Annotated in this window: 16 protein-coding genes; 9 read left to right on the top strand and 7 right to left on the bottom strand. The window is 41.8% G+C overall.

Going from position 1 to position 21,227, the window contains the following annotated elements; all coding sequences use genetic code 11:
- Positions 1-14: 14 nt before the first annotated feature.
- Positions 15-1,382 (bottom strand): HlyD family secretion protein, encoded by a 1,368-nt coding sequence (locus AAG747_RS01635; protein WP_346819372.1) that lies wholly within the window; start codon positions 1,380-1,382, stop codon positions 15-17.
- Positions 1,360-3,111 carry a peptidase domain-containing ABC transporter gene (locus AAG747_RS01630; RefSeq protein ID WP_346819371.1) on the bottom strand — a complete coding sequence of 584 codons (1,752 nt, stop codon included), beginning with the start codon at positions 3,109-3,111 and terminating at the stop codon, positions 1,360-1,362. Before AAG747_RS01630 ends, AAG747_RS01635 begins: the two co-directional genes overlap by 23 nt.
- Before the next feature lie 94 nt (positions 3,112-3,205).
- Between AAG747_RS01630 and AAG747_RS01625 the strand changes: the two genes are divergently transcribed.
- Complete coding sequence (locus AAG747_RS01625; protein WP_346819370.1) at positions 3,206-3,373, top strand: hypothetical protein; 168 nt, start codon at positions 3,206-3,208, stop codon at positions 3,371-3,373.
- 246 nt (positions 3,374-3,619) lie between these two features.
- Here AAG747_RS01625 and AAG747_RS01620 read toward each other — a convergent pair whose 3' ends face one another.
- On the bottom strand, positions 3,620-4,333 hold the full coding sequence (locus tag AAG747_RS01620) for an RDD family protein (RefSeq protein WP_346819369.1): 714 nt from the start codon (positions 4,331-4,333) through the stop codon (positions 3,620-3,622).
- Positions 4,334-4,676: 343 nt separating this feature from the next.
- On the opposite strand from AAG747_RS01620, the gene AAG747_RS01615 reads away from it, so the two are divergent.
- The 5 genes from AAG747_RS01615 (at position 4,677) to AAG747_RS01595 (ending at position 10,626) form a co-directional block, all read left to right on the top strand.
- Positions 4,677-5,954: a UDP-N-acetylmuramoyl-tripeptide--D-alanyl-D-alanine ligase gene (locus tag AAG747_RS01615; protein ID WP_346819368.1), complete on the top strand. Its 1,278-nt coding sequence runs from the start codon at positions 4,677-4,679 to the stop codon at positions 5,952-5,954.
- Positions 5,955-6,273: 319 nt separating this feature from the next.
- The gene (gene mltG, locus AAG747_RS01610) at positions 6,274-7,308 is read left to right on the top strand and encodes an endolytic transglycosylase MltG (RefSeq protein ID WP_346819367.1); all 1,035 of its coding nucleotides are present in this window, start codon (positions 6,274-6,276) and stop codon (positions 7,306-7,308) included.
- 403 nt (positions 7,309-7,711) lie between these two features.
- Complete coding sequence (locus AAG747_RS01605) at positions 7,712-8,815, top strand: mechanosensitive ion channel family protein (protein ID WP_346819366.1); 1,104 nt, start codon at positions 7,712-7,714, stop codon at positions 8,813-8,815.
- 283 nt (positions 8,816-9,098) lie between these two features.
- A complete protein-coding gene (gene der, locus AAG747_RS01600; protein WP_346819365.1) occupies positions 9,099-10,406 on the top strand; it encodes a ribosome biogenesis GTPase Der in 1,308 nt (435 codons plus the stop codon).
- A 70-nt stretch (positions 10,407-10,476) separates the two neighbouring features.
- Positions 10,477-10,626 carry a hypothetical protein gene (locus AAG747_RS01595; RefSeq protein ID WP_346819364.1) on the top strand — a complete coding sequence of 50 codons (150 nt, stop codon included), beginning with the start codon at positions 10,477-10,479 and terminating at the stop codon, positions 10,624-10,626.
- 110 nt (positions 10,627-10,736) lie between these two features.
- On the opposite strand, the gene AAG747_RS01590 is transcribed toward AAG747_RS01595, so the two are convergent.
- Entirely contained in the window at positions 10,737-11,576 is an 840-nt protein-coding gene (locus tag AAG747_RS01590) for an SDR family oxidoreductase (RefSeq protein ID WP_346819363.1), read from the bottom strand.
- Positions 11,577-11,751: 175 nt separating this feature from the next.
- Here AAG747_RS01590 and AAG747_RS01585 point away from each other — a divergent pair, with 175 nt between their 5' ends.
- On the top strand, positions 11,752-12,324 hold the full coding sequence (locus AAG747_RS01585; protein ID WP_346819362.1) for a hypothetical protein: 573 nt from the start codon (positions 11,752-11,754) through the stop codon (positions 12,322-12,324).
- A gap of 260 nt (positions 12,325-12,584) precedes the next feature.
- Positions 12,585-14,297: an FAD-dependent oxidoreductase gene (locus tag AAG747_RS01580; protein WP_346819361.1), complete on the top strand. Its 1,713-nt coding sequence runs from the start codon at positions 12,585-12,587 to the stop codon at positions 14,295-14,297.
- A 1-nt stretch (position 14,298) separates the two neighbouring features.
- Here AAG747_RS01580 and AAG747_RS01575 read toward each other — a convergent pair whose 3' ends face one another.
- The 3 genes from AAG747_RS01575 to AAG747_RS01565 all read right to left on the bottom strand — a co-directional run bounded on the left by AAG747_RS01575 (position 14,299) and on the right by AAG747_RS01565 (position 17,545).
- On the bottom strand, positions 14,299-15,381 hold the full coding sequence (locus tag AAG747_RS01575) for a transporter substrate-binding domain-containing protein (RefSeq protein WP_346819360.1): 1,083 nt from the start codon (positions 15,379-15,381) through the stop codon (positions 14,299-14,301).
- Positions 15,382-15,620: 239 nt separating this feature from the next.
- Positions 15,621-16,172, bottom strand: a complete 552-nt coding sequence (locus tag AAG747_RS01570; protein WP_346819359.1) for an HdeD family acid-resistance protein — start codon at positions 16,170-16,172, stop codon at positions 15,621-15,623.
- Positions 16,173-16,246: 74 nt separating this feature from the next.
- Positions 16,247-17,545: a mechanosensitive ion channel family protein gene (locus AAG747_RS01565; RefSeq protein ID WP_346819358.1), complete on the bottom strand. Its 1,299-nt coding sequence runs from the start codon at positions 17,543-17,545 to the stop codon at positions 16,247-16,249.
- Between the two features lie 1,260 nt (positions 17,546-18,805).
- Between AAG747_RS01565 and AAG747_RS01560 the strand changes: the two genes are divergently transcribed.
- Positions 18,806-21,223, top strand: a complete 2,418-nt coding sequence (locus tag AAG747_RS01560; RefSeq protein WP_346819357.1) for a penicillin-binding protein 1A — start codon at positions 18,806-18,808, stop codon at positions 21,221-21,223.
- The last annotated feature ends 4 nt before the right edge of the window (positions 21,224-21,227 follow it).

Raw genomic sequence — 21,227 nt, 5'->3', positions numbered from 1 at the left:
TCACGAGAGGCATTTCATTTATCTATTGATAATGCTTTGTGAGTGTTTTTCTTTTCAAACTGTGTTTGATAATAGTCAGGCGGGAAACCATTGAAATTTCGCCACAACTCATACCATATCGGTACATCTTTGAGTAAGGCCATTCCAAATGCGCCCGAGCCTACTCTCAATGCAACAGGCCACTTTTCCCCTTGAGGATCCGGAACCACCAACACACGATACTGACCGTTCTCGCTAATAAAGTTGTCAACTGCGACCACTTTCCCACCAAAGGTTCCGTAAGAAAGGTTAGGCCAGCCTGAAAAAGCTACTGATGGCCAACCATCAAAGATAAACTGGACGTCTTGGCCTTTGGAAACCAAGGGTAAGTCCATCGGGCGGATATACATTGCGACAGCAAGTTCATAACGGGTAGGCATAATGCTGATTAATTCAGCCCCTTCTTTTACCGTTTCCCCGATTCCGGACCGGATCGTTTTGATAATATACCCATCTTGAGGAGCTGTGACGTAATATAATCCTGACCTTACGGAATAATTCATATATTGGTTTTGCAACTTGGTAACCATCGCTTCTGCATCGTACCTACTGGATAGCGCCGTGTATTTTTCCGATTCCGCTTTGGATAATTTATCCCTATATTGATTCTCAACAGAAAGCAGTTCTACTTTTGCATTGATAAGTTCATTTTTGCTACTCAACAGCTTATTTTCCGCACTGATTTTTTTGGCTTGGGATTCTTGTAATTTCAACTTACTTGTTTCCAATTCGGTCAAAGATTTCAAGCCATCCTTATAAAGCAGCTCCATCCGTTCCCATTGTTTTTGGGCTATCGCATTCTTGGTTATTGCCGCCTGAAGATCGATACTGTCTGACTGTATCTTGAATTTGATCTGTTGAATATAATTCTTCGCCTGTTCCACTTTTAGCCTTTTGGTTTTTAACAAAGCCCCTATTTGGCTGTTGAGAGCTGCCACTTTGTTCGTATAAGATTCTACGGTCAGTTCTTTGGCTTTTACCTGATCTTCCGTGCGAGACAGAAGTTGAGGGTCCAAATAATCCTCTTTTATTTCTGACATAAATAAAATGGTATCCCCTTTCTTGACGAAGCTTCCCTCATGAACAAACCATTCTTCAATTCGCCCGCCAATAATCGAATGTACCGTTTGAGGGCGTTGGCTAGGCTGCAAGGTAGTCACATATCCCTTGGAATGGATACTTTGTGTCCAAGGTAAAAACATCACGATAAATAAGAGAAAAAATAAAATGACGAGAAGGCTGGAAAATATTTTACTCGCTCGATAATCCTCTAGCATTGAAAATGAATGAAGGGAATTAATGTCTACTTTTCCTTCGATTCTATTTTGACTTAAATTCAGCATAAGTAAGTTTGGTTTGGAATACCTTGAAATACCATTCCTTATTTACTATTGTTTCAAACGGGTCATGGGCTATCAACCGCCCGTCATCCAACACGGCCACCTTACCGAATTTTGCTGCCACATAGGGATCATTAGACACCACTACTACGGTACACTTTTTAGTAAGCAAATAATCCAGGAAGCGATTTTTATCTATAGGGTTCAGATGGTTAAAATTATCTTCCACCAGAATAAGCTGGGGATTTTCGGCCAGGCTTCTTGCCAGCATTATTTTCAACCGGACACTTTTGGGCAGGTTTTTCCCTTCCGGAAGCAACATCGTATCATAACCTTCCGGAAGAGCTCTCACAAATTCCGTCAACCCTACAACTTCGGCTGCCTTTCGAAGCTGTTCAAGGTCTATGCCCGGTTTGCCCAGGGTAATATTTTCTTCCAGGGTTCCTTTAAAAATATCTTCGATGTTCAGGCTATCACCTATGAGCGAACGGAGCTCTTCTTTATTCAAATTCCTAAGGGGAATATTGTTGTAGGCAATCACTCCTGAAAAGTCATCATATAACCCCGCTATAATCTGAAGAAGCAACGATTTGCCCGAGCCTTCAAAGCCCGACAGGCAAAGCTTATCCCCTGCCTTAAGGTCCAAATGAATCTCCTTCAAAATATCGCCTTTCACATCGCTAAAGCGGTAAGAGAGGTTGTTCAGGTTAACCGAAAGGCCTTCTTCTTTCTTTAAGATAAGCTTTGTACCGGTATCTCTCTCAAGGGGGATATCTGTCACATTCCCAATCTTCTCAATGGCCGTCAACACATCATAAATAATTTCCATACTTAAGATGAGTTTTTCCACTGAAGTCAATACCAAAATGATGATAATTTCCGAGGCAACAAACTGCCCGATATTCATTTGTTGATTGATTACCAAGAGCCCCCCAATGAGCAATAACCCGGCAGCTATGATCACTTTAAAACCCACCAAGTTAATATATTGTACCATCAGGGTTTTGAAATGCGCTTTACGTGAAGTAAGATATCCGGCAACGGCATTGTCCGTTTTAGCCATTGCCAAGGGAGATTTCCCGGCCAACTTGAACGTTCCCATGACCCTGGCCAGTTCCTCAAGCCAGTGAGCTACTTCATACTTGTATTTAGATTCGATCAAACTGGTTTTTAGCCCTTGTGGTGACGTAAAGTGAAATATTAAATACACTATGGTCACCAAAACCAAACTAAACAGTATAAAAAAGGGGTGGTATAAGGAAAGCAAAACAAGTCCGAATATTACTTGTAAGGAAGCTCTTGAAAAGTCCATCAGAATCTTCGACAGGCCCTTTTGAACGGAGAGGGTATCAAAAAAACGGTTGACTAATTCCGGAATATAGGCTTTGTCTACCGCTTCCAGTTTCATTTTCGGAATACGGTAGGCAAATTCAAAAGCGGAACGGGTAAATATCTTTTGCTGAAGGTTTTCCGATATAACCAATTGCATAATCTGCATCACCCCTGAAATTGCCACACCAGCAATTACAAATATAACCAACACGATCCAAGAGCTAGTGACCTGCCCACCGCTAATCAGGTTAATAATAGCCTGAATACCAAGTGGAAGCGACAAAGTAACAAGTCCATTGAACAGTGCATAAATATAAATGCTCAAAATTCCCTGTTTGTCAATTTTAAGCAAATTGATGAAACGCTTTATAGGCGATATACTGACTATATTATTCATCATTCGTACTCTACACGGTGATTTATGTTTTGAGTGATGTATAATTAAAAAGAAAAGCTGAATTTTGAAGTTTCCACACCGCAAAACCAGCTTTTTTATGGAAAAAGATCTACGCACAAAGATATACAAATTAGCCAGAAGCTTACAGGTGATCAAACACAAAAAGTCTCAGGAATCTTTAGTATCCCTGGTATTTGGGCTAATCGCCAGCCGTTCGGTGGTGTTTTCCGAACTGGCCGATAAAATGGACCGGACCACCCATTGAGCTCAAAATCCCGGATTTTTTTTTCAGAAAGTAGCCTTTGCTTTCGAACAACGGCTCCGGTCCGGGTAAAAACACGGTACCTCCCTACACAGTATGTTTTGAAGGGGTGAACCTTTATAAAGATAGACCCGCTACAAATAGCTCCGGAGGAGGCTTGGAAAAAGAAAGGGGTGCACACTCACCGGACATAACATTGGCAGAAGGCTCTGTCAATAGTATTCAATTTAGAGCATGTTTAACTTTCCACTAATGTCCTGTGGTCATATAATGATGGTAATCTTTGACAATCGTCCGTAAAAAGGTCATGGGAGGCAAGTCACTTTCCACCTCTAAGGTTTGTTTTACTTTCTCTTGCATGATATACAAGGCATCGTTATTATCGCCTTTGCCATAGCTGGCCATTACTTGCTCTACAATCGCTATATCTCTGGAAGATAGGGTGATCACACTAGGGAAAGTAGGTATATACTCGGTTTCCATATCCGGCATCCGGGGAGTAAAACGCTTGCGTTTTTCCGCTACATACACCACCGAAGTACCCGCTGCCAAGTCTCCGATACGTTGTCCTTTTCCCGAAGCCGCTACCGTAACCAACGCGACAAATGGCCCAAACAGGGAAAAATCGATCGGCCGTAAAATCCAGCGAATCAAGTAACTTCCCAGGGTAGCTTCTCCTCCGTTGAGGGCTACCACTTTGATTTTCATTTGTCTTTTCCCAAGAGACTGTCCATTAAAAAACACTTCGAAAAGCAGATCATAAAAAAGAACCGGTAGGTAGACAATCACCCAGATGTACATAGGCACATTTCCCAATGTTTCCGTAAAGAGCAATGAAACCGAAACAATGTATGCTACAATCACGAACATATCAATCAAGTATCCCATCATACGGTCTCCGGCACTTGCTATTTCGTATTCAACAGCAACGTTCTGGGTGGTTTGAATATGAATTTTAGACATTATGATAAAGTTAATTTTAACAAAAGTACAAATGCATGGGATTCACACATGTTTTCATAACGAACAACCTATTGTTCACTTCACCCTTTCAGGATATGGGCCAGACTTGTATATACTTTCATTGGAATGTCTTGAGTTACAAAAAACATATTTTTATGCATTTCAGCCATCCTCCTCCTCCGGTCTTAGTTGTTTTTCATCCATAAATATACAGACAACTTTTTTGTCCATACATCCCCACCACTCCCGGTTTGTATGTTTTTTAAGGCATTCTTCTTGATTTCTGACGAAGCCTTCTGTTTTTTTGTAAATTTACTTCAAACAATCTGACCCGACAATACCTATGGACCTTGAGAAACTATATCACTATTTTTTAGACTGTAACGGAGTTTGTACTGATACCCGGCAGCTCCAAGCCGGCCAACTTTTCATTGCGTTAAAAGGGCCCAATTTTAATGGAAATAAATTTGCTAAACAAGCTTTGGAAAACGGGGCAAAATATGCCCTGATAGATGAAGCCCAATACCAAAGTTCGGAGCAATGTCTGTTGGTAGACGACTGTTTGAAAACCTTACAACAACTAGCCCGCCATCACCGCAGGCAATTTAACATTCCTTTTATCGCAATTACCGGTTCCAATGGCAAAACCACCACCAAAGAGCTGAGCTTTGAGGTATTGAAAAAGAAATACAAAACGGCTGCCACGCCCGGTAATTTTAACAACCACATTGGCGTACCTTTGACTTTGCTCGCATTGGAAAAAGATATTGAAATCGCGATCATCGAATTGGGCGACAATCATTTGGGAGAAATCACAGAATTGTGCCAAATAGCCGAGCCTGACTTTGGTCTCATCACAAATATCGGCAAAGATCACCTGGAAGGTTTTGGCAGTTTTGAGAACAATGTACGAGCCAAAAGCGAACTCTATCATTACCTTATACAGCATGGGGGCAAGGCATTCATCCATTCGCAAGATCCCCTCCTTGCCAATATGGCCAAACGCTTCGAAAAACCTGTTTTTTATGGCAATGAAGGCGACTTTTCCAATGCCGAATTTATAGGAGCCGACCCCTATATTCGCTACCGGCTGAACCAAGAGGTTATCTCTACTCAACTATTGGGCAAGTATAACTTTGAAAATATTCAGACTGCCCTCTGTATCGGAAAGTATTTTGAAATCGAAACGGCTGATATGAATGATGCAATTCGCAACTACCTTCCTTCCAACAACCGCTCACAACTGATCCAACAAGGCAAAAATGAAATTTTACTGGATGCTTACAACGCCAACCCCTCTTCCATTGAGGCCGCTGTTGAGAGCTTTTCGCAAATGAAAACCGAAAAGGCGAAAATCATCATTTTGGGAGATATGTACGAACTGGGGGAAATCAGCAAAGAAGAACACCGAAAAATTGTGGACTTGGTAGAGAGCAAAAATTTTTACCTCAATTTGTTTTGCGGAGAACATTTTTTCAATGCCAAGAGCAAAGATTCTCTCTTTTTCCGGCATAAATCAGATCTTGAAACCTACCTGAGAGAACAAAAAATATCCAAAGGATTTATCTTGGTCAAAGGCTCTCGCGGAATGGCTCTGGAATCGGTCTTAAAATCCCTATAACCACAAGAAAAAGGATAGCAAATGTATTACCTGCTATCCTTTTTCCTATTTTAGGACAAAGCAAAACACCCCTTCAAGTACCTGCCGACCAAAATACTCTTTCCTCTGATTTCCTGATTTTGATAAGTGCTCATTAACTTTGCTATCCGGAGCCTTTGCTATGAGCAATACATAAACACAATGAAAATCACTCTGTAAAGCAATGTATTCATCGAAAAAGGTTTCCAACACTTTACAAATTGTCATGTACGTCCAACTCAGGAAAGAGTAAGATATACTCCTGAAGTGGTTCGTATTTTTAACCAATGATCTCATTATAATGAAAGCCAGAAACATATATTTGGTCGTATTTTCCGGAGTATCCGTATTGGGAATTATGTTGATCGTATATTCCTATCAGGTTTTTAAAAACCCAAACCTGATCGTGCGTCAGGAGCAAGGGGAGTTATTGATTCCCGAAAAGGCCACCATCCAACAAGTCCTTGATTCTCTCACGGCCCATCAATACGTAGAGGATGTTGTTTCATTTATGTTTGTAAGTAAACTGTTGGGCTACCACGATAATATAAAACCCGGACGGTATATCCTGAGCAAAAATTTAACAAACATCGATGCCGTCAGGCGCTTACGCTCGGGAGCCCAGACGCCTGTCAATGTCACATTTACCAATGCTCGTTTAAAAGAAGAGCTTCCCGAAAAGCTTTGCCGGAATATCACTGCCAACCCGGATGAGTTTTATGCCTTACTGACCAACCCAAAAAAGGTAAAAGAGCTGGGTTTCGATTCCCTCACCATTGCCGCCATGTTTTTGCCCAATACCTATGAAATGTATTGGACTACGAATGCCGAAGAACTCATGGCCCGGATGAAACGAGAATATGACCGGTTTTGGAATGAAGCGCGGAGAAAAAAAGCCGAAGCGCTTGGGCTCACCCCTATTCAAGTGTCTATTTTGGCTTCGATCGTACAAGCTGAAACCATCAAGTCCGATGAGAAATCCACCGTTGCGGGACTGTATATCAACCGGCTCAACCGGGGTATGTTATTGGAAGCCGACCCTACAGTGGTATTCGCCAATAAAGACTTTACCATTACCCGGGTGCTGAACAAACACTTAAAAGTAGACTCTCCGTATAATACATATAAATACTCCGGCCTGCCTCCCGGCCCAATCAACATCCCGGAGATTTCTTCCATTGAAGCGGTTTTAAATTATAAAAAGCACAATTATATTTTTATGTGTGCCAAAGAAGATTTCTCAGGCTATCATAATTTTGCCGCTACCAACCGGGAGCACGTCAACAATGCTAACCGCTACCGGAGAGCATTGTCCAGAAGAGGCATTAAGAACTAAGCCTTTTCCAAGTAGCTTATTTTTCAAGGCGGAGCAAGTTGTATGTTGAACTTCGGACATATAACTTGCTCCGTATTTTTACATTCGTCAGTCATTGGCATATATAACAAGACTTCACTTCCCTTTCCTTCCCCAAGCTTTTTATTTACAAACTCCTCCTATATTTTCATCCGCGGCAAAGCGTATTGCCTCTCCAATCCTTTGTAAAAAGAAAGCGAGCACTTCTTGTATAAGCTCCTGATAATGTTTATTTTTTATTACCTTCTATCGTACGATTCCCCTAGGAAAGCTTGTCAATTAAAAGTCTCACTCCGACATTCAAACATGGAATCTTTATCCACTTACAACAGGCTTGTTTTTGACAATTTACTATCATATCCGATAAAAGATAAACTTCAAAAACATGAACGTTTTACACTGGCAAATAGAAAGTTCTCTCTTGATCCATAGTCTGTTAATTTCCACCGGGCTTTTCAGCGGTTTGGTATTGCGGTTTATGGTCATCAAAACCCTCGAATTTTATCAAAAGCAGCAAAACCACTCTTTTTTAAACAAGGTGCTAAAACACTTGCACGGTACCTTATATAGCCTGCTTCCTTTCTTCATTACCTTATTCCTTCTCACCCAACAAAAAGAACTGGTAAACCCTTATTGGATTAAAATCTTTCAGGTTGCCTTCATCATCTCTTTAAGTTGGATAGGAATCCGTTTGTTATATCTTTTTGAAGATTTGCTGTTGGAGAAATACGATATTTCGGTAGAAGACAATTTCAAGGCCCGGAAAATGCAAACCCAACTGAAGTTTTTAAAAAGCATAGGCGTCATCGCCATTGTGATCATTAGCATTGCGGCTATTTCGATGAATATCAATGCCCTGCAAAACTTTGGAAAAGGCCTGTTGGCTTCTGCCGGAGTGGCGGGTATCATTGTAGGATTTGCCGCCCAACGGTCCATCGCCAATTTGCTGGCCGGCATTCAAATTGCCTTTACGCAACCCATCAAACTGGATGATGCCGTACTGGTAGAAGGAGAGTGGGGAAAAATCGAAGAAATCAACCTCACGTATGTAGTGGTCAAAATTTGGGATTTGCGCAGGTTAATCTTACCCATCACTTACTTTATAGAAAAGCCCTTTCAAAATTGGACAAAAACCACTGCCGACTTAATTGGGAATGTGATTCTATATACTGATTATCGAATGCCGGTCGATAAAATCCGTCAAAAACTTAAAGAAATCCTGGAAGAGGAACCTCACTGGGACCGGAATACCTGTGTGCTTCAGGTGGTAGACAATACGGAACGTACCCTTCAACTGAGGGCCTTGATGTCTGCCCGCAATTCCGGTCTTACCTGGGACCTCCGCTGTAGCGTCCGGGAAAAATTAATCCACTATATCCAACACCACTACCCGGAGTACTTGCCCAAATCCAGAGTATACCTGGAAAGCCCTTCCGACAACGGGTTTGCAAAGGCACCCAAAGAGCAACAACAAGAAGTCAATCGTTAAACACTGTTTTTGTAGAAAAAATACGTTGCCAATACGCTTTTCTCTCTATCAAAGGAAATGACCGGAGCAGTTTACACAAGGCCACTTCATAAAGCTTTCGTTGATTTCCCTGCGGAATACTCTGTTCTTTCCCAAATGATTGCGATATTTGCGGGTTCGTTCTGTTTAGCATTCCTTCTACCTGTCTGGAAAGCGCTCAACAGAAGTTTGTTGGCAAAGCCTCTGGGATGGTTTTGCCTTTAACTGAAAGATTCAAAGAGATCCAAAAAACATATTTAAAGCTATGGCGAATATAGTGGCGATTGTAGGAAGGCCGAATGTAGGGAAATCTACCTTGTTTAACCGGCTGATAGAGCAGCGGGAAGCGATTATGGATGATGTCAGTGGGGTGACGCGTGACCGGCATTACGGGAAAGCCGAGTGGATAGGAAAACCTTTTACCGTCATTGATACCGGGGGGTATGTAGTCGGATCAGACGATAAATACGAAGAGGCCATCCGGGAACAAGTAAACATAGCGATTGAAGAGGCTTCTATCATCTTGTTTATGGTAGATTGTAATACCGGTCTCACCGATTTGGACAAGGATTTTGCAAAAATCCTGAGACGTTCGAAAAAACCGGTATTGATTGTTGCCAACAAAGCGGATAATACCGAGCGCATGCATGCTTCCGCAGAATTTTACGAATTGGGAATGGGAGAAGTACATGCCATTTCTTCTGCCAATGGCACCGGTACCGGAGACCTGTTGGACATCACCGTATCCCACTTTGACGAACCCGAAGAAGAGGTGGAAGAGGAAGAAATTCCCAGAATTGCCGTAGTGGGAAGGCCCAATGCGGGAAAATCATCTTTTGTCAATACCTTATTGAATCAAAACCGCAGCATTGTTACGGATGAAGCCGGCACTACCCGCGACTCTGTGGATGCTCACTATACGGCCTATGGCAAAAGCTTTATCCTAACCGATACAGCCGGAATCCGGAAAAAGGCTAAAGTCAGTGAAAACATTGAGTTTTATTCGGTGATGCGAGCCATCAAATCCATTGAGCATTCGGATGTTTGTATTGTTATTGTCGATGCAACCCGTGGCTTGGAAGCCCAGGATTTGAACATTATTCACCTGGCAAAAAAGAACAATAAGGGGATCTTATTGATGATCAACAAATGGGACTTGGTAGAAAAAGATTCCCGTACGGCAGACACCTTTGAAAAGGCACTCCGGGAAAAGCTCTCCGGCATCGACCATTTGCCGATTATTTTCACCTCCGTACTGACCAAACAACGGATTTTCAAAGTGATTGAGAAAGCCATTGAAGTCTATGAAGACAAAACCAAAAAGATTCCGACCTCACAACTCAACGATATTTTATTAAAAGAAATCGAACGAACTCCGCCTCCCTCCTACCGGGGAAAACATATTAAAATCAAGTATATTACGCAATTACCCTCCAAATCTCCGGTATTTGCTTTCTTCTGTAATCACCCCAAACATATCAAAGAAGCGTATCTGCGTTTCCTGGAAAACAAGATTCGCAAGCATTTTGGGTTTGAAGGGGTACCTTTGAGAATTTTCTTCAGAAAAAAATAAAAAAATACTTGAAATAGTATAATTATTTTCTTTACTTGTGTGCTCGATCACACCACAACACCTATGACCTATGAACAAAAAACTACTTGCTTTCATACTGATTGCCAGTATGTTTGCCTTCGTCATTTACCATGTGCAAGCTCATTCAACTGAAAATATTGACATAGAATCTCAAGCCGCAGATAAAGATATTAAAATCACTCAATCTAAATTTCCTTAATTTTATTGTTCTACTTGTATGCAACAAATGAGAAAGGGAAGTACCTTAGGTATTTCCTTTTTTAATTGGTTTATTTTAACTTGTCTCCCGACCTGCCCCCCTACCCTTCTTTACTCGCTTTTCTCATAATAAAACTTCATCGGGTCCGGATATTTAAAGGTGAAATGCAACAGCTCTTCCGCCTTTCTCCCCCGGATCACTTTAAAAGCAGGTATTTCCTCAGGTTCGGCAAATGTGGGAGGAGTAAATTCTAATTCTTTGGCATTCGCTTCGTATACATCCTTTCTGACCGGGTGCAAGGGAGCCACCCCATTGAAAACAGTCCCCCAATGGGGCTGCTCCACCAAAGTCTTTAACAGCAAGACGGCATCGTCTTGATGGATGTAGTTCACGGGAATACTGCCGGTAGTTAGGTTTTGTTTCCCGGCAAAGTATTTTCCCGGAACCCGGTCATACCCCAAGAGTCCGGAAAGCCTTAAAACCGTGCATTGAAACCGAGGGTCTTTCACAAATACTTCTTCTGCTTTCCAAAGGGCTTTTGCTCTGGGGCTTTGCTCCAAAGGCCCCGTCTCATCCACCTCCGCATTTGTGTTGGCATACACCGATGTGGCACTGACAAAAATCACTTGTCTAAGTCCTCTCACTAACAAAGCCGACTTTACTTTTTCCATCTTTTGTGCATAGGCCGATTCGGAAGGGTTTCTTTTTACTCCGGGCGGTATGTTGATCAACAAAATACCGGTATCCAAAAAGTCCCCCCAATCCAAACGCTCTTCCTCATCATCCAAATCAATCCGGTAGGGCTTTACCCCTTCCTTTTCCAAAAGCGCAAACTTCTCCGTATGCCTTGTACTGCCCTTCACGTCATATCCTTCTTTGACTAATGCGGTTGCCAAAGGCAAGCCCAGCCAACCACAGCCCAACAGGCTAATAGTATTCTTTTTTTCCATAAATTATGCTCTTTATTACTTCCACTTCACTCCTTATTCGCAAAGTAAAAATCCCTTTGAAAATTCAGAAAAAAGCGAGTTGCTTTCTCTTCAGAAAGCGTACCTTTGTAAAGTTAATCCAGCTCTCTGAAAGGAGCTGTGTTATATTAAAATTATTGAAAATCAATTACCCATCATGCACGAAATCGAGCCTTTTTACCGGTGGGAAAAATATTACAACGCCACGGAAGACGCCCAATCTCCCTTCTATGGCAAGCAATACGAAACGACTTATTATACCAATGATATTTACGGCTATTACATCCATCCCTTTTGGGACTATATAGGTTCGGAGACGCTCTATATCAAAGTGCTTTATGCCAATTATGACGAAGGGTATATGATCATTGAAATGTTGGGTGAGTGGAACGATACTTTGTACAACGATATCATGTTTCTCAAGCGCAATATTGTCGATCATTTTCTAAAAAAATCCATCAACAAATTTATTCTTATCGGAGAAAACGTGCTGAATTTCCATGGATCGGACGATTGTTATTACGAAGAGTGGTTTGATGATGTGGAAGAAGGTTGGATAGCCGGAATCAACTTCCGGGATTTTGTGATCGATGAATGGAAGAAATACAACCTCGACTGGTACATCAATTATGGCGGAGACATGGAGATTGTCAACTGGCGTACTTTAAAGCCCCAGGTATTTTGCCACTTGATTGACCAAAAAATTCAGAAACGGATAAGCTTGATTTAAATAACCCGCCCTTTTATTTCCGCTTTTAGTCTCTACCAGACGCAGCCTTTCTCACATGATGATTGTTTCATATTCTAATGATTTAAGTCATTAGAATTCAGGCGTTCTCTGTAGTTCTTTGTACTCGTGAGAAATACCCACTTTGGAAAACCGTATATCAATTTTCCAAAAGTGCATGATACAAGCCATTTACCCGGACCAGTGGGGAAATGCATACAATAACAATACAGCCTTAATAAATATCCATCAGTATAAGAACCATGACTCCCAAGAGAATCATTATAGTAGGAGGGCTTTCGGCAGGTCCGTCCGCAGCAGCCAAAGCCCGGAGAACCGATGAGCACTGTGAAATCATTCTTTTTGAAAAAACGGCCAATATCAGTTATGCCACCTGTGGTATTCCTTATGCCTTGTCAGGAAAAATCAGCCATAGAGACCAATTGATGGTGGTAAAACCCGACTTATTACGCCAACGGTTTAATATTGACGTGCGCTTGAATGAACCGGTGGTAGAAATTGACCCGATCCGGCATAAAGTGTACACTACTGAGGGAGAATATAACTACGATAAATTGATTTATGCGGCAGGAGGAAATGCCGTGATTCCACCCATTGGCAAGCTCGAACTTTTTGAAGCATGGTCGCCTTGTAAAACCTTAGAACATTTTGATAAAATCGTCCGGGAAGGAGTGCTTGCCAATGCGAAGCATATCACCATAGCCGGAGCGGGCTTAATCGGAGTAGAAGTAGCCGAAAACCTGTTTAAAGCAGGGAAAGAAGTAAGCCTTGTAGAGATGGCTCCTACCATTCTCCCGGCTTTCGAAACCAAATTTTCTTTGATGGCCAAACACTTGCTGGCAGAAAAATGCATCACTCTATACACAGGAAAGAAAATTAATTATATTGACCCTCAAACCTCCATCCTATACCTGGACGATGATAAAAGCATTGAAACGGATTATCTTTTAATCGGTACGGGAGTACGCCCCAATACGGAATTGCTCACCAGCAAGGGAGCCGTGGCATTAAAAAACGGAGCATTACTCGTCAATGAAAAAATGGAAACCAACCTTCCGGATATTTATGCTGCCGGTGATTGTGCCAGTTTGAAAAACCTGGTTACCGGAGAGCATAGTTTTTTCCCCATGGGAACCCACTCTAATAAAGGAGGCCGCACGGCCGGTGCCAATGCCGCCGGGGGCAAAGAGCAATTTAAAGGAGCCAACAGTACGGCCATTTTAAAAATATTCGAATATACCTTGGGCAAAACCGGTTGCACTCCCCGGGAATTGGAAAGCAAAGGCATTCCTTTCCAATCTACATTTTTTATTACGCAAGCTACTCCCGGTTTTTACCCGGATAGTTCGGATATCTTTGTGGAAATTTATCATCATACGGAAACCCATCAACTATTGGGCGCACAGGTATTTGGCAAAAGAGGAGTAGACAAACGGGTAGATGTTTTCAGTACTTGTATTTATGCAAAACTTACTATTGATGAACTGCCTCAATTGGACTTGGCCTATGCCCCTCCTTTTTCCCCGGCCAAAGATCCGGTCATTGTGGCGGGCTATATCGCTTCAAACCTCCAACGCAAACAATTTAACCTGATCGATAGTATTCAGTTGCAACGCATACTAAGCTCACATCCCTCCAGTGCATTTACTCTACTGGATGTACGCAACCCGGAGGAACTGTTACGGCACGGACAAATCTTAACAGCTCATAATATTCCTTTAGATACCTTACGCGAGCATATTCAAACATTGGACAGTACCCAGCCTATCATCGTCTACTGCCAAAAAGGACTCCGGGGCTATCTGGCCTGTTTGATCTTGCAACACTATGGTTTTGAGGATGTGCGTAACCTGGCCGGGGGGTATACAGCCTGGCAACAGATCACAAACCCTTTGGAAGAGAAAAAACCAAACAACCCTTCTCCAAAGCCTAAAGTAGCAAAGCAGTTGCCTTAAACTATTGACGGACTAAATCGAACTCGGCAAGCAATATATTCCATTCTGCCCGTTCGGTCATTTCGATGATTCTTCCGGAGATTTGTTCCCGCAAATCGTAATCGACCTGTTGGGAGAAACCGTAAGAATAAAATTGTAAATTGAATTTGATTGGCATTATTTCAATCGTACTGTACAAACTATCACCGTAAATTTTTTGCTTGAGGATGGGTTCATCGTACATAAACGCCCTGATCTCTCCTTTTTCCAAAGCCTGTAACCCCTCATCAATATTCAAATAGGAATTAACACTTTTAAAGAATTTTTTATCCAAATATTCCTGTGTGGCGGAAGATACTACCGTGCCTACTTGTATTTCTTTAAAATCTTCAACTTTATTCTGATCCCAGCTAAGTTGGTTCACCGTAAGTGCGGATGCGATACTGGCCGTAAACCCCGAAACAATCACAATCGCCGTAAACATCCAAACCAAAGCCACCAACCGGCCTCCGGTAGTCTGAGGGGATTTGTCTCCGTACCCCACCGTTGTCATAGTCACGGCTGACCACCAGATACCACTCCAAACACCCTCGATACCCGGCTGAAATTCTTCCGGGTTTTGCTTTCGCTCAAACAGCCAAACAAAGAAACCAAAGAACAAAATCACCACAAACAAGGCCATCACAGCACTAAAAAAATTAAATGAGAAGAAAGAAGTGATAAATGCAATACTTTGCTCAAAAGTGGATTGGGACCTGGTGGCAATGGTGGAATTCGAAACAAAAAAAGGATAGGAAAACCGGATCACTTCATTTCGTTCGCTGGTCACGGTCAAGGGGTTCAGACTCATATCGATTTCCCCGGTTTCCAATTTTGCCAGCAACTCTTTCAAATGCATTTCTTCCAATTGGTAAGTAATGTTAAGGTCATCGGCAATTTTTTCCCATAGCCAAACACTGATTCCCTCCACAGAGCCATTGGCTGTAGTGGTAACAAAAGGAGGAGAAGGAGAATAGCCCACTCGAAGAGTATCTTGAGCAAAACTTTGACTTAAAAAAGAAGAGGAGAGTGAGCATAAAAAGATCAGTAAAAATATCCGCATCATGTAATGTGTAAAAAAATTAATTTCATTTTTCAAATCTCTCCAATGATATTTAATCTTTTGAAAAGATCAATTTCGAAGTACCTTTTTCAAGGATAAAACAACAGGGTATTTCCTCTCAACCCTTCGTTTCAGAATTGCTTGAGAGGAAACCAAGACGATGAGCCAGTCGCAACGTTGAAACTCATATTTTTGCATTGCTCAACGCAGCGTTATCTCATCCGTTTGGATAGGATGGATTCTTATCCGTCTGAAGTGAGATTTTTAATACGGAAAGCCAAGTAAATGACGGAAGCGCCAAGGAGCATTGCGTAAATGCCGATCACAATCATCAGTGCTGCTGCTCCTCCGAAGGGATTCGACAAAAACAAAAAGCCAAAAATCACGGATGCCAGCCCTCCGGTAAAAACAATCCACCAGCCATCGTAAATTTTCCGCCAATGTAATGAAGCCACAATTTGAACAATTCCAATCATCAAGACCCAGATAGCTAAAATCAGAATGAATATTTTGACAACCTCTATCGGGTAGGAAAGCACGACAATTCCAAACAACACATCCACCAGGCCCTCAAAAAGTACCCAGCCCCAACCTTCGTTTTGCGTATTAAAAAAAGCGGCCAAAATGAAAAAGAAACCGCTTACCATGATCAAACTGCCAAATACCACTGCCAGGGCCAAAAGTGTACTGCCCGGGTTTATCAAAGCGAGTATACCGAATACCAAAATCAGGATCCCCCTTAACAGAAACAGCCACCAGTTTCTGATCAAGCGTTTTTTGATAAGTTTTGCCATAGTGTTTGGTTTAGAGTTTACTTTGTAGAAATAAAGAGATTCTTTTAATAAGATATCACTCTTCTTCCTCAATATCAACTCTTTTCCCCGTTGAAACCCATTTTGGAAAGGTTTTGAAAATCCAAACCTGTAGGTTCCTGATAGACTTCCAGATCAAAATCCTGGGTTACTGCAATTAAATGATCAAAGATATCGGCCTGTATCCGCTCGTAATTGGGCCAATAGGTGTCGTTGGTAAAACCATAAACCTCCAAGGGAATTCCTCGGGGTGTGGGCTCCAGAGGACGCACCATCAAAAACATGTCTTGCCGGATCCGGGGAGAATGTTTTAAATAATTTTCGGCATACTGCCGGAACAGTCCCAGATTGGTGAAGTTTTGTTCATCGGCCTGGTTTTTCTTCAGCTCTTCGATAGTATTACTGCTTTCTTCCTCCTCTAGCTTTGTTAACAAATTATCAACTGTTTTTTGAATAAGCCGGTATGAACGTAGGTTTTCCAACAATTCCCGCTCACAATATTTCACACTGTTCATATTGATCAACAGAGAACGTTTAATCCTTCTCCCCCCTACTTCATACACATTACGCCAGTTTTTAAACGATTCGGAAATCAAAGCATAAGTAGGAATGGTGGAAATCGTTTTGTCAAAATTCAAAACCTTCACCGTATTCAATGTGATTTTTATAACATCTCCGTCAGCACCGTATTTGGGCATTTGTATCCAGTCTCCCACTTTTACCATATCCAAAGCCGATATTTGAACACTGGCTACCAAACCTAAGATGGTATCTTTAAACACCAATAGCATTACGGCAGAGGTAGCACCTAAAGCTCCCAAAATCAACAAGGGGTCTTTGTTTACCAGAATGGACAGGAATAAAATAGTGGTAAAGGCATATACTATGATTTTGGACAGTTGAATATAACTATCAATGGGTTTGTCTTTGGTACGGGCACTAATCGTGAGAATTTCCCTTAAAAAGTCCAGAAAACGGATAATACTGGAAGAAATAAAGTACAGAAGAACCAGATATGAAAGCTTCAACACTATAGGTTGTGCATTTTTAAACGCTCGCAACAAATAAGGCTCGGACGATACGAACAGAAATATCGGAAACAAACGGGCTATGGCCCGGACGATCTCATCCTTAAGCAGTACCTGAACAATTTTTGATTCGGTTCGTTGGTAATACTTCGAAAAAAAACGAACGACACTTTCCTTGATAAAGTAGTATCCCAAAACCCCCAGAAATCCTATAAGGGCTAAGTTGATAAAAAGGATGATGTAAATGATCCAATCTTCCGGGATAGCGTAGTCGGACAGTATTTGTTCCAACCAACTATCCAGCATGTTTAACCTCTGTTCTTTCATAATCGCAATCGAGTAGAGCACATCGTTAATTTCGTTCCTTCACATCACTGTCAAGGAAAAACTTCCAATACTAAGCGCATCAAAAATACAGGAAAATTTCTTTAATAGCAGTCCGCTACCGGATGGGACATTTATCAAATCTCAATGTTTTGCCAGGCTGTACGAGAGATTGGAAGGAATAGTCGATCGAGAATATAGAACTAGCTGTAAAGTAAAAAAGTACTTCCATCAGCGAACAGTTGTGTGCTGACAGAGGTACCGAATCTTGCGAACATCAAAATGCCTTGAGTAGCGTAATAATGGCCGTGTCGTTTTTTCCAAAGAAAAAGTAAACCGGGTTTGCTTTTCTTTTTTGAAAAGAGTTACAGGCAAACCACCCGACTTCATCATCAAAAAAAGAACATCAATTCCGTTACGACTTTCCAATGTACCTTTTCACGGTCATCTACCAAGCGAAAACTACAGACACACCTCACACCCCCAACCAGGATACCCCGGACTCGACTTCTTGCTCAGCTTCTTCTTTAGGATGCTGTGTGGAGTTTGAAGGACATTGAAGCAATACGCTAAAAATGCTGCAAAAGACCAAAAAACGGAGATAAATAAGCAAAAACATAACTTGACACTATTTGTTAAAACTATTTTTTGGTTGGTTTCAGTTTTTCATGAAGTAGTTGGTCAAAATAGCTAGCGAAGTAAGTGTTCTATTTGTTTATTTCAGGTCAAAAAGTAACCTCCATCGAGATCGATATTCCGTTTGTTAAAAGCTTTATCTATATGAATGCAACCTAACTGACAAAGGTTACATATTTTCTACACTTTTTTTGGGTTTCTTACAAATTTAACATCAAAATATCATATCTATCTTTATGGAGCTCATGATTTGTGTGTACTTTTGTACGGACTCAGCCAAGTCACTCTTAGCTAAACGGGTCAATACCTGGCGGTTAATTGTTTTACATATTCAAAAAAATCACCGTTAGGCATCGTTCTCTCAAATATTTTCTTTAATTAGCTAACACTCGCTTAAATTAATTAACCAAGAGTACGTTTGCACATGAGCTATTGCACTCAGCCAAAAAGCCCTTGTACAAATTTACGAAAAAACTGTTGGAGGCATCAAGAGAAAAATGCTTCCCCAACTTATCTTAATTACTTCCCCTATTACTTGCAGAATAACTACTACTTCCCCGCACATGTGTTCAGAAACGGCATTGTGCTTGTGAAGATTATATAAACAAACTGAAAGAGGAGGAATTAGTGAAACTGACAAACAACTTACAAAACGTACTGACCTATCTTCGTAAAAAGCTCAAGCAGTTCCCGGCCAAGGCCCGGCATATGGGAGAGTACCTACGGACGCACTTCCAATGGAAGTGGTTATTATTGGGAATCATAGGCATTTTTCTCTTTGGTCTTCTTTGCGCCTTCGGTTTTTTATTGGCTGTCCACCAAGGAAGCTTTGGCAAACTCCCTAGCTCCGAAGAGCTTTCTCATATTCAACATCACGAAGCTTCCGAAATCTACTCGGCCGATGGCCTGCTACTGGGTAAATATTTCATTCAGGAAAGAACCAATATTACTTATGAACAGCTTTCTAAAAATGTAACGGATGCCTTGGTAGCAACAGAAGATGCCCGTTTTTTCGAACACAACGGTATCGATTACAAAAGTTTATTCAGAGTATTTTTCAAAACTATCCTGATGCAGGATGCCAGTTCCGGTGGAGGAAGCACCATCACCCAACAGCTGGCCAAAAACTTATACCCCCGGGAGGCTTACGGTATCTTTGCATTATTAGTAAGCAAAGTTAAAGAAGCGATCATTGCCAATCGCTTGGAAGAGATGTATAGTAAAGAGGAAATCCTGACTTTGTATTTCAATACGGTTCCTTTTGGCGATCACTCTTTCGGAATTGAGACTGCTGCGGAGCGGTTTTTTAATAAAAAACCGATTGAACTAAATGTAGCGGAAGCCGCAGTATTGGTAGGGATGCTCAAGGCCAATTATACTTATAATCCCCGGTTATTTCCGGAAAAATCTCAAGAGCGAAGAAATGTAGTCCTGAGTCAAATGGAAAAATATGGCTATTTGGAAAGTAGTGTAAAAGACTCCTTACAACAACTTCCCATTGAGCTGGACTATCAATATCAAACCCATAACGAAGGCCTGGCGACTTACTTCCGAGAACACCTCCGGCAAGAACTTCAACAGCAAGTAGCGTCCTTACAAAAAGAAGACGGCACTCCGTATAATTTATACACAGACGGACTTAAAATCTATACAACGATAGATTCTCGCGCTCAGACTATGGCTGAGAAGGCAATGAGTTCACATATGGAAGAGCTGCAAAAACTCTTCTTCCAACATTGGAAAAACCGCACTCCCTGGGGCAAAGATGAATCCTTTGTCTGGAAGCTGGCCCAACAGTCTCCCCGCTATCAACAATTACAAAAACAAGGACTGAAAGAAAAACAGATCCGGGAAGTTTTTGAACAACCTGTCAAAACTACTATTTTCACTTGGCAAGGTGAGGAAGAGAAAGAAATCAGTCCTTTGGATTCGGTCAAGCATCATTTGCATTTTTTACACGCGGGAGTATTGGCCATGGACCCCAAATCCGGTGCTGTGAAAGTATGGATAGGCGGTATTAATCATAAGTATTTCAAGTACGATCATGTCAATACCCAAACCAAACGGCAAGTGGGCTCTACCTTCAAGCCTATTGTCTATGCAGCTGCCCTGGAAAACGGCATTTCTCCCTGTCAATATTTTTCCAACGAGCTTGTCTCCTATGCGGAATACGACGATTGGACACCCAAAAATTCCGATGGAAACTACGAAGGAAAATACTCCCTGACCGGAGCCCTGACCAAATCGGTCAATACGGTCTCCGTAAAACTAATATTAGAAAACGGCATCGATAATACCATCCAGTTTGCAAGAAAACTGGGAATTGAAAGCGATATCGAACCGGTCCCTTCTATCGCCTTGGGAGCAGCCAATATTTCTTTGTACGAAATGGTCAACGCCTACTCTGTCTTTGCCAACCTAGGTTATCAAGTAAAGCCCCATTATTTACTGCGGATAGAAGACAAGCATGGAAAAGTATTGAAAAACTTCCGGCCAGCTACTTCCCCCCAAAAAGTAGTGTCCACTCAAACCGCACAACTCATTACGGAAATGTTGAAAAGTGTGGTAGATAGTGGTACAGCGGCTTCCTTGCGTTCGCGATATGGTTTGCGCAATGATATTGCCGGAAAAACCGGAACCACTCAATCTCATGCTGACGGGTGGTTTATGGGATATACTCCTCATTTGGTGATGGGGGTATGGGTAGGCTCTGATTACCCCAACATTCATTTCCGCTCTATTAAGTTAGGACAAGGCGCCACCATGGCCCTGCCCATTTGGGGGAAATTCATGCAACAACTTAACAAAGACGAAAGTCTCAAGGCCGTATCACGGGCCCGTTTTAAAAGGCCTTCCGGAGAAGTGTTACGACTGTTGGACTGTCCGGCTTTTAAAGACAATGCCCCCTTTATGGCCAATTTCTTTGAAAGCCTCTTTGGTCCTCGCAAGAAAGAGCCCAATGTAAAACAGGCCAAGAAAAAACGAAAAAGAAACCAACGGAGACGCAAATCGCATCCCCGTATCAAATTCAGAAAAAGAAGATAATACA

It is taken from the genome of Rapidithrix thailandica (genome assembly GCF_039710355.1).
GTDB lineage: Bacteria > Bacteroidota > Bacteroidia > Cytophagales > Flammeovirgaceae > Rapidithrix > Rapidithrix thailandica.
Note: the sequence above shows the minus strand (reverse complement) of the source record. Positions and strands in the feature narration are given on the sequence as shown.

What these genes read in the sequence shown, in the direction of transcription:
- AAG747_RS01605 (WP_346819366.1), top strand. Translation starts at nt 7,712, where the DNA reads ATGAACGTTTTACACTGGCAAATAGAAAGTTCTCTCTTGATCCATAGT.
- AAG747_RS01570 (WP_346819359.1), bottom strand. Translation starts at nt 16,172, where the DNA reads ATGGCAAAACTTATCAAAAAACGCTTGATCAGAAACTGGTGGCTGTTT.
- AAG747_RS01595 (WP_346819364.1), top strand. Translation starts at nt 10,477, where the DNA reads ATGAACAAAAAACTACTTGCTTTCATACTGATTGCCAGTATGTTTGCC.
- AAG747_RS01565 (WP_346819358.1), bottom strand. Translation starts at nt 17,545, where the DNA reads ATGAAAGAACAGAGGTTAAACATGCTGGATAGTTGGTTGGAACAAATA.
- der (WP_346819365.1), top strand. Translation starts at nt 9,099, where the DNA reads ATGGCGAATATAGTGGCGATTGTAGGAAGGCCGAATGTAGGGAAATCT.
- AAG747_RS01625 (WP_346819370.1), top strand. Translation starts at nt 3,206, where the DNA reads ATGGAAAAAGATCTACGCACAAAGATATACAAATTAGCCAGAAGCTTA.
- AAG747_RS01575 (WP_346819360.1), bottom strand. Translation starts at nt 15,381, where the DNA reads ATGATGCGGATATTTTTACTGATCTTTTTATGCTCACTCTCCTCTTCT.
- AAG747_RS01585 (WP_346819362.1), top strand. Translation starts at nt 11,752, where the DNA reads ATGCACGAAATCGAGCCTTTTTACCGGTGGGAAAAATATTACAACGCC.
- mltG (WP_346819367.1), top strand. Translation starts at nt 6,274, where the DNA reads ATGAAAGCCAGAAACATATATTTGGTCGTATTTTCCGGAGTATCCGTA.
- AAG747_RS01620 (WP_346819369.1), bottom strand. Translation starts at nt 4,333, where the DNA reads ATGTCTAAAATTCATATTCAAACCACCCAGAACGTTGCTGTTGAATAC.
- AAG747_RS01635 (WP_346819372.1), bottom strand. Translation starts at nt 1,382, where the DNA reads ATGCTGAATTTAAGTCAAAATAGAATCGAAGGAAAAGTAGACATTAAT.
- AAG747_RS01615 (WP_346819368.1), top strand. Translation starts at nt 4,677, where the DNA reads ATGGACCTTGAGAAACTATATCACTATTTTTTAGACTGTAACGGAGTT.
- AAG747_RS01580 (WP_346819361.1), top strand. Translation starts at nt 12,585, where the DNA reads ATGACTCCCAAGAGAATCATTATAGTAGGAGGGCTTTCGGCAGGTCCG.
- AAG747_RS01590 (WP_346819363.1), bottom strand. Translation starts at nt 11,576, where the DNA reads ATGGAAAAAAAGAATACTATTAGCCTGTTGGGCTGTGGTTGGCTGGGC.
- AAG747_RS01630 (WP_346819371.1), bottom strand. Translation starts at nt 3,111, where the DNA reads ATGATGAATAATATAGTCAGTATATCGCCTATAAAGCGTTTCATCAAT.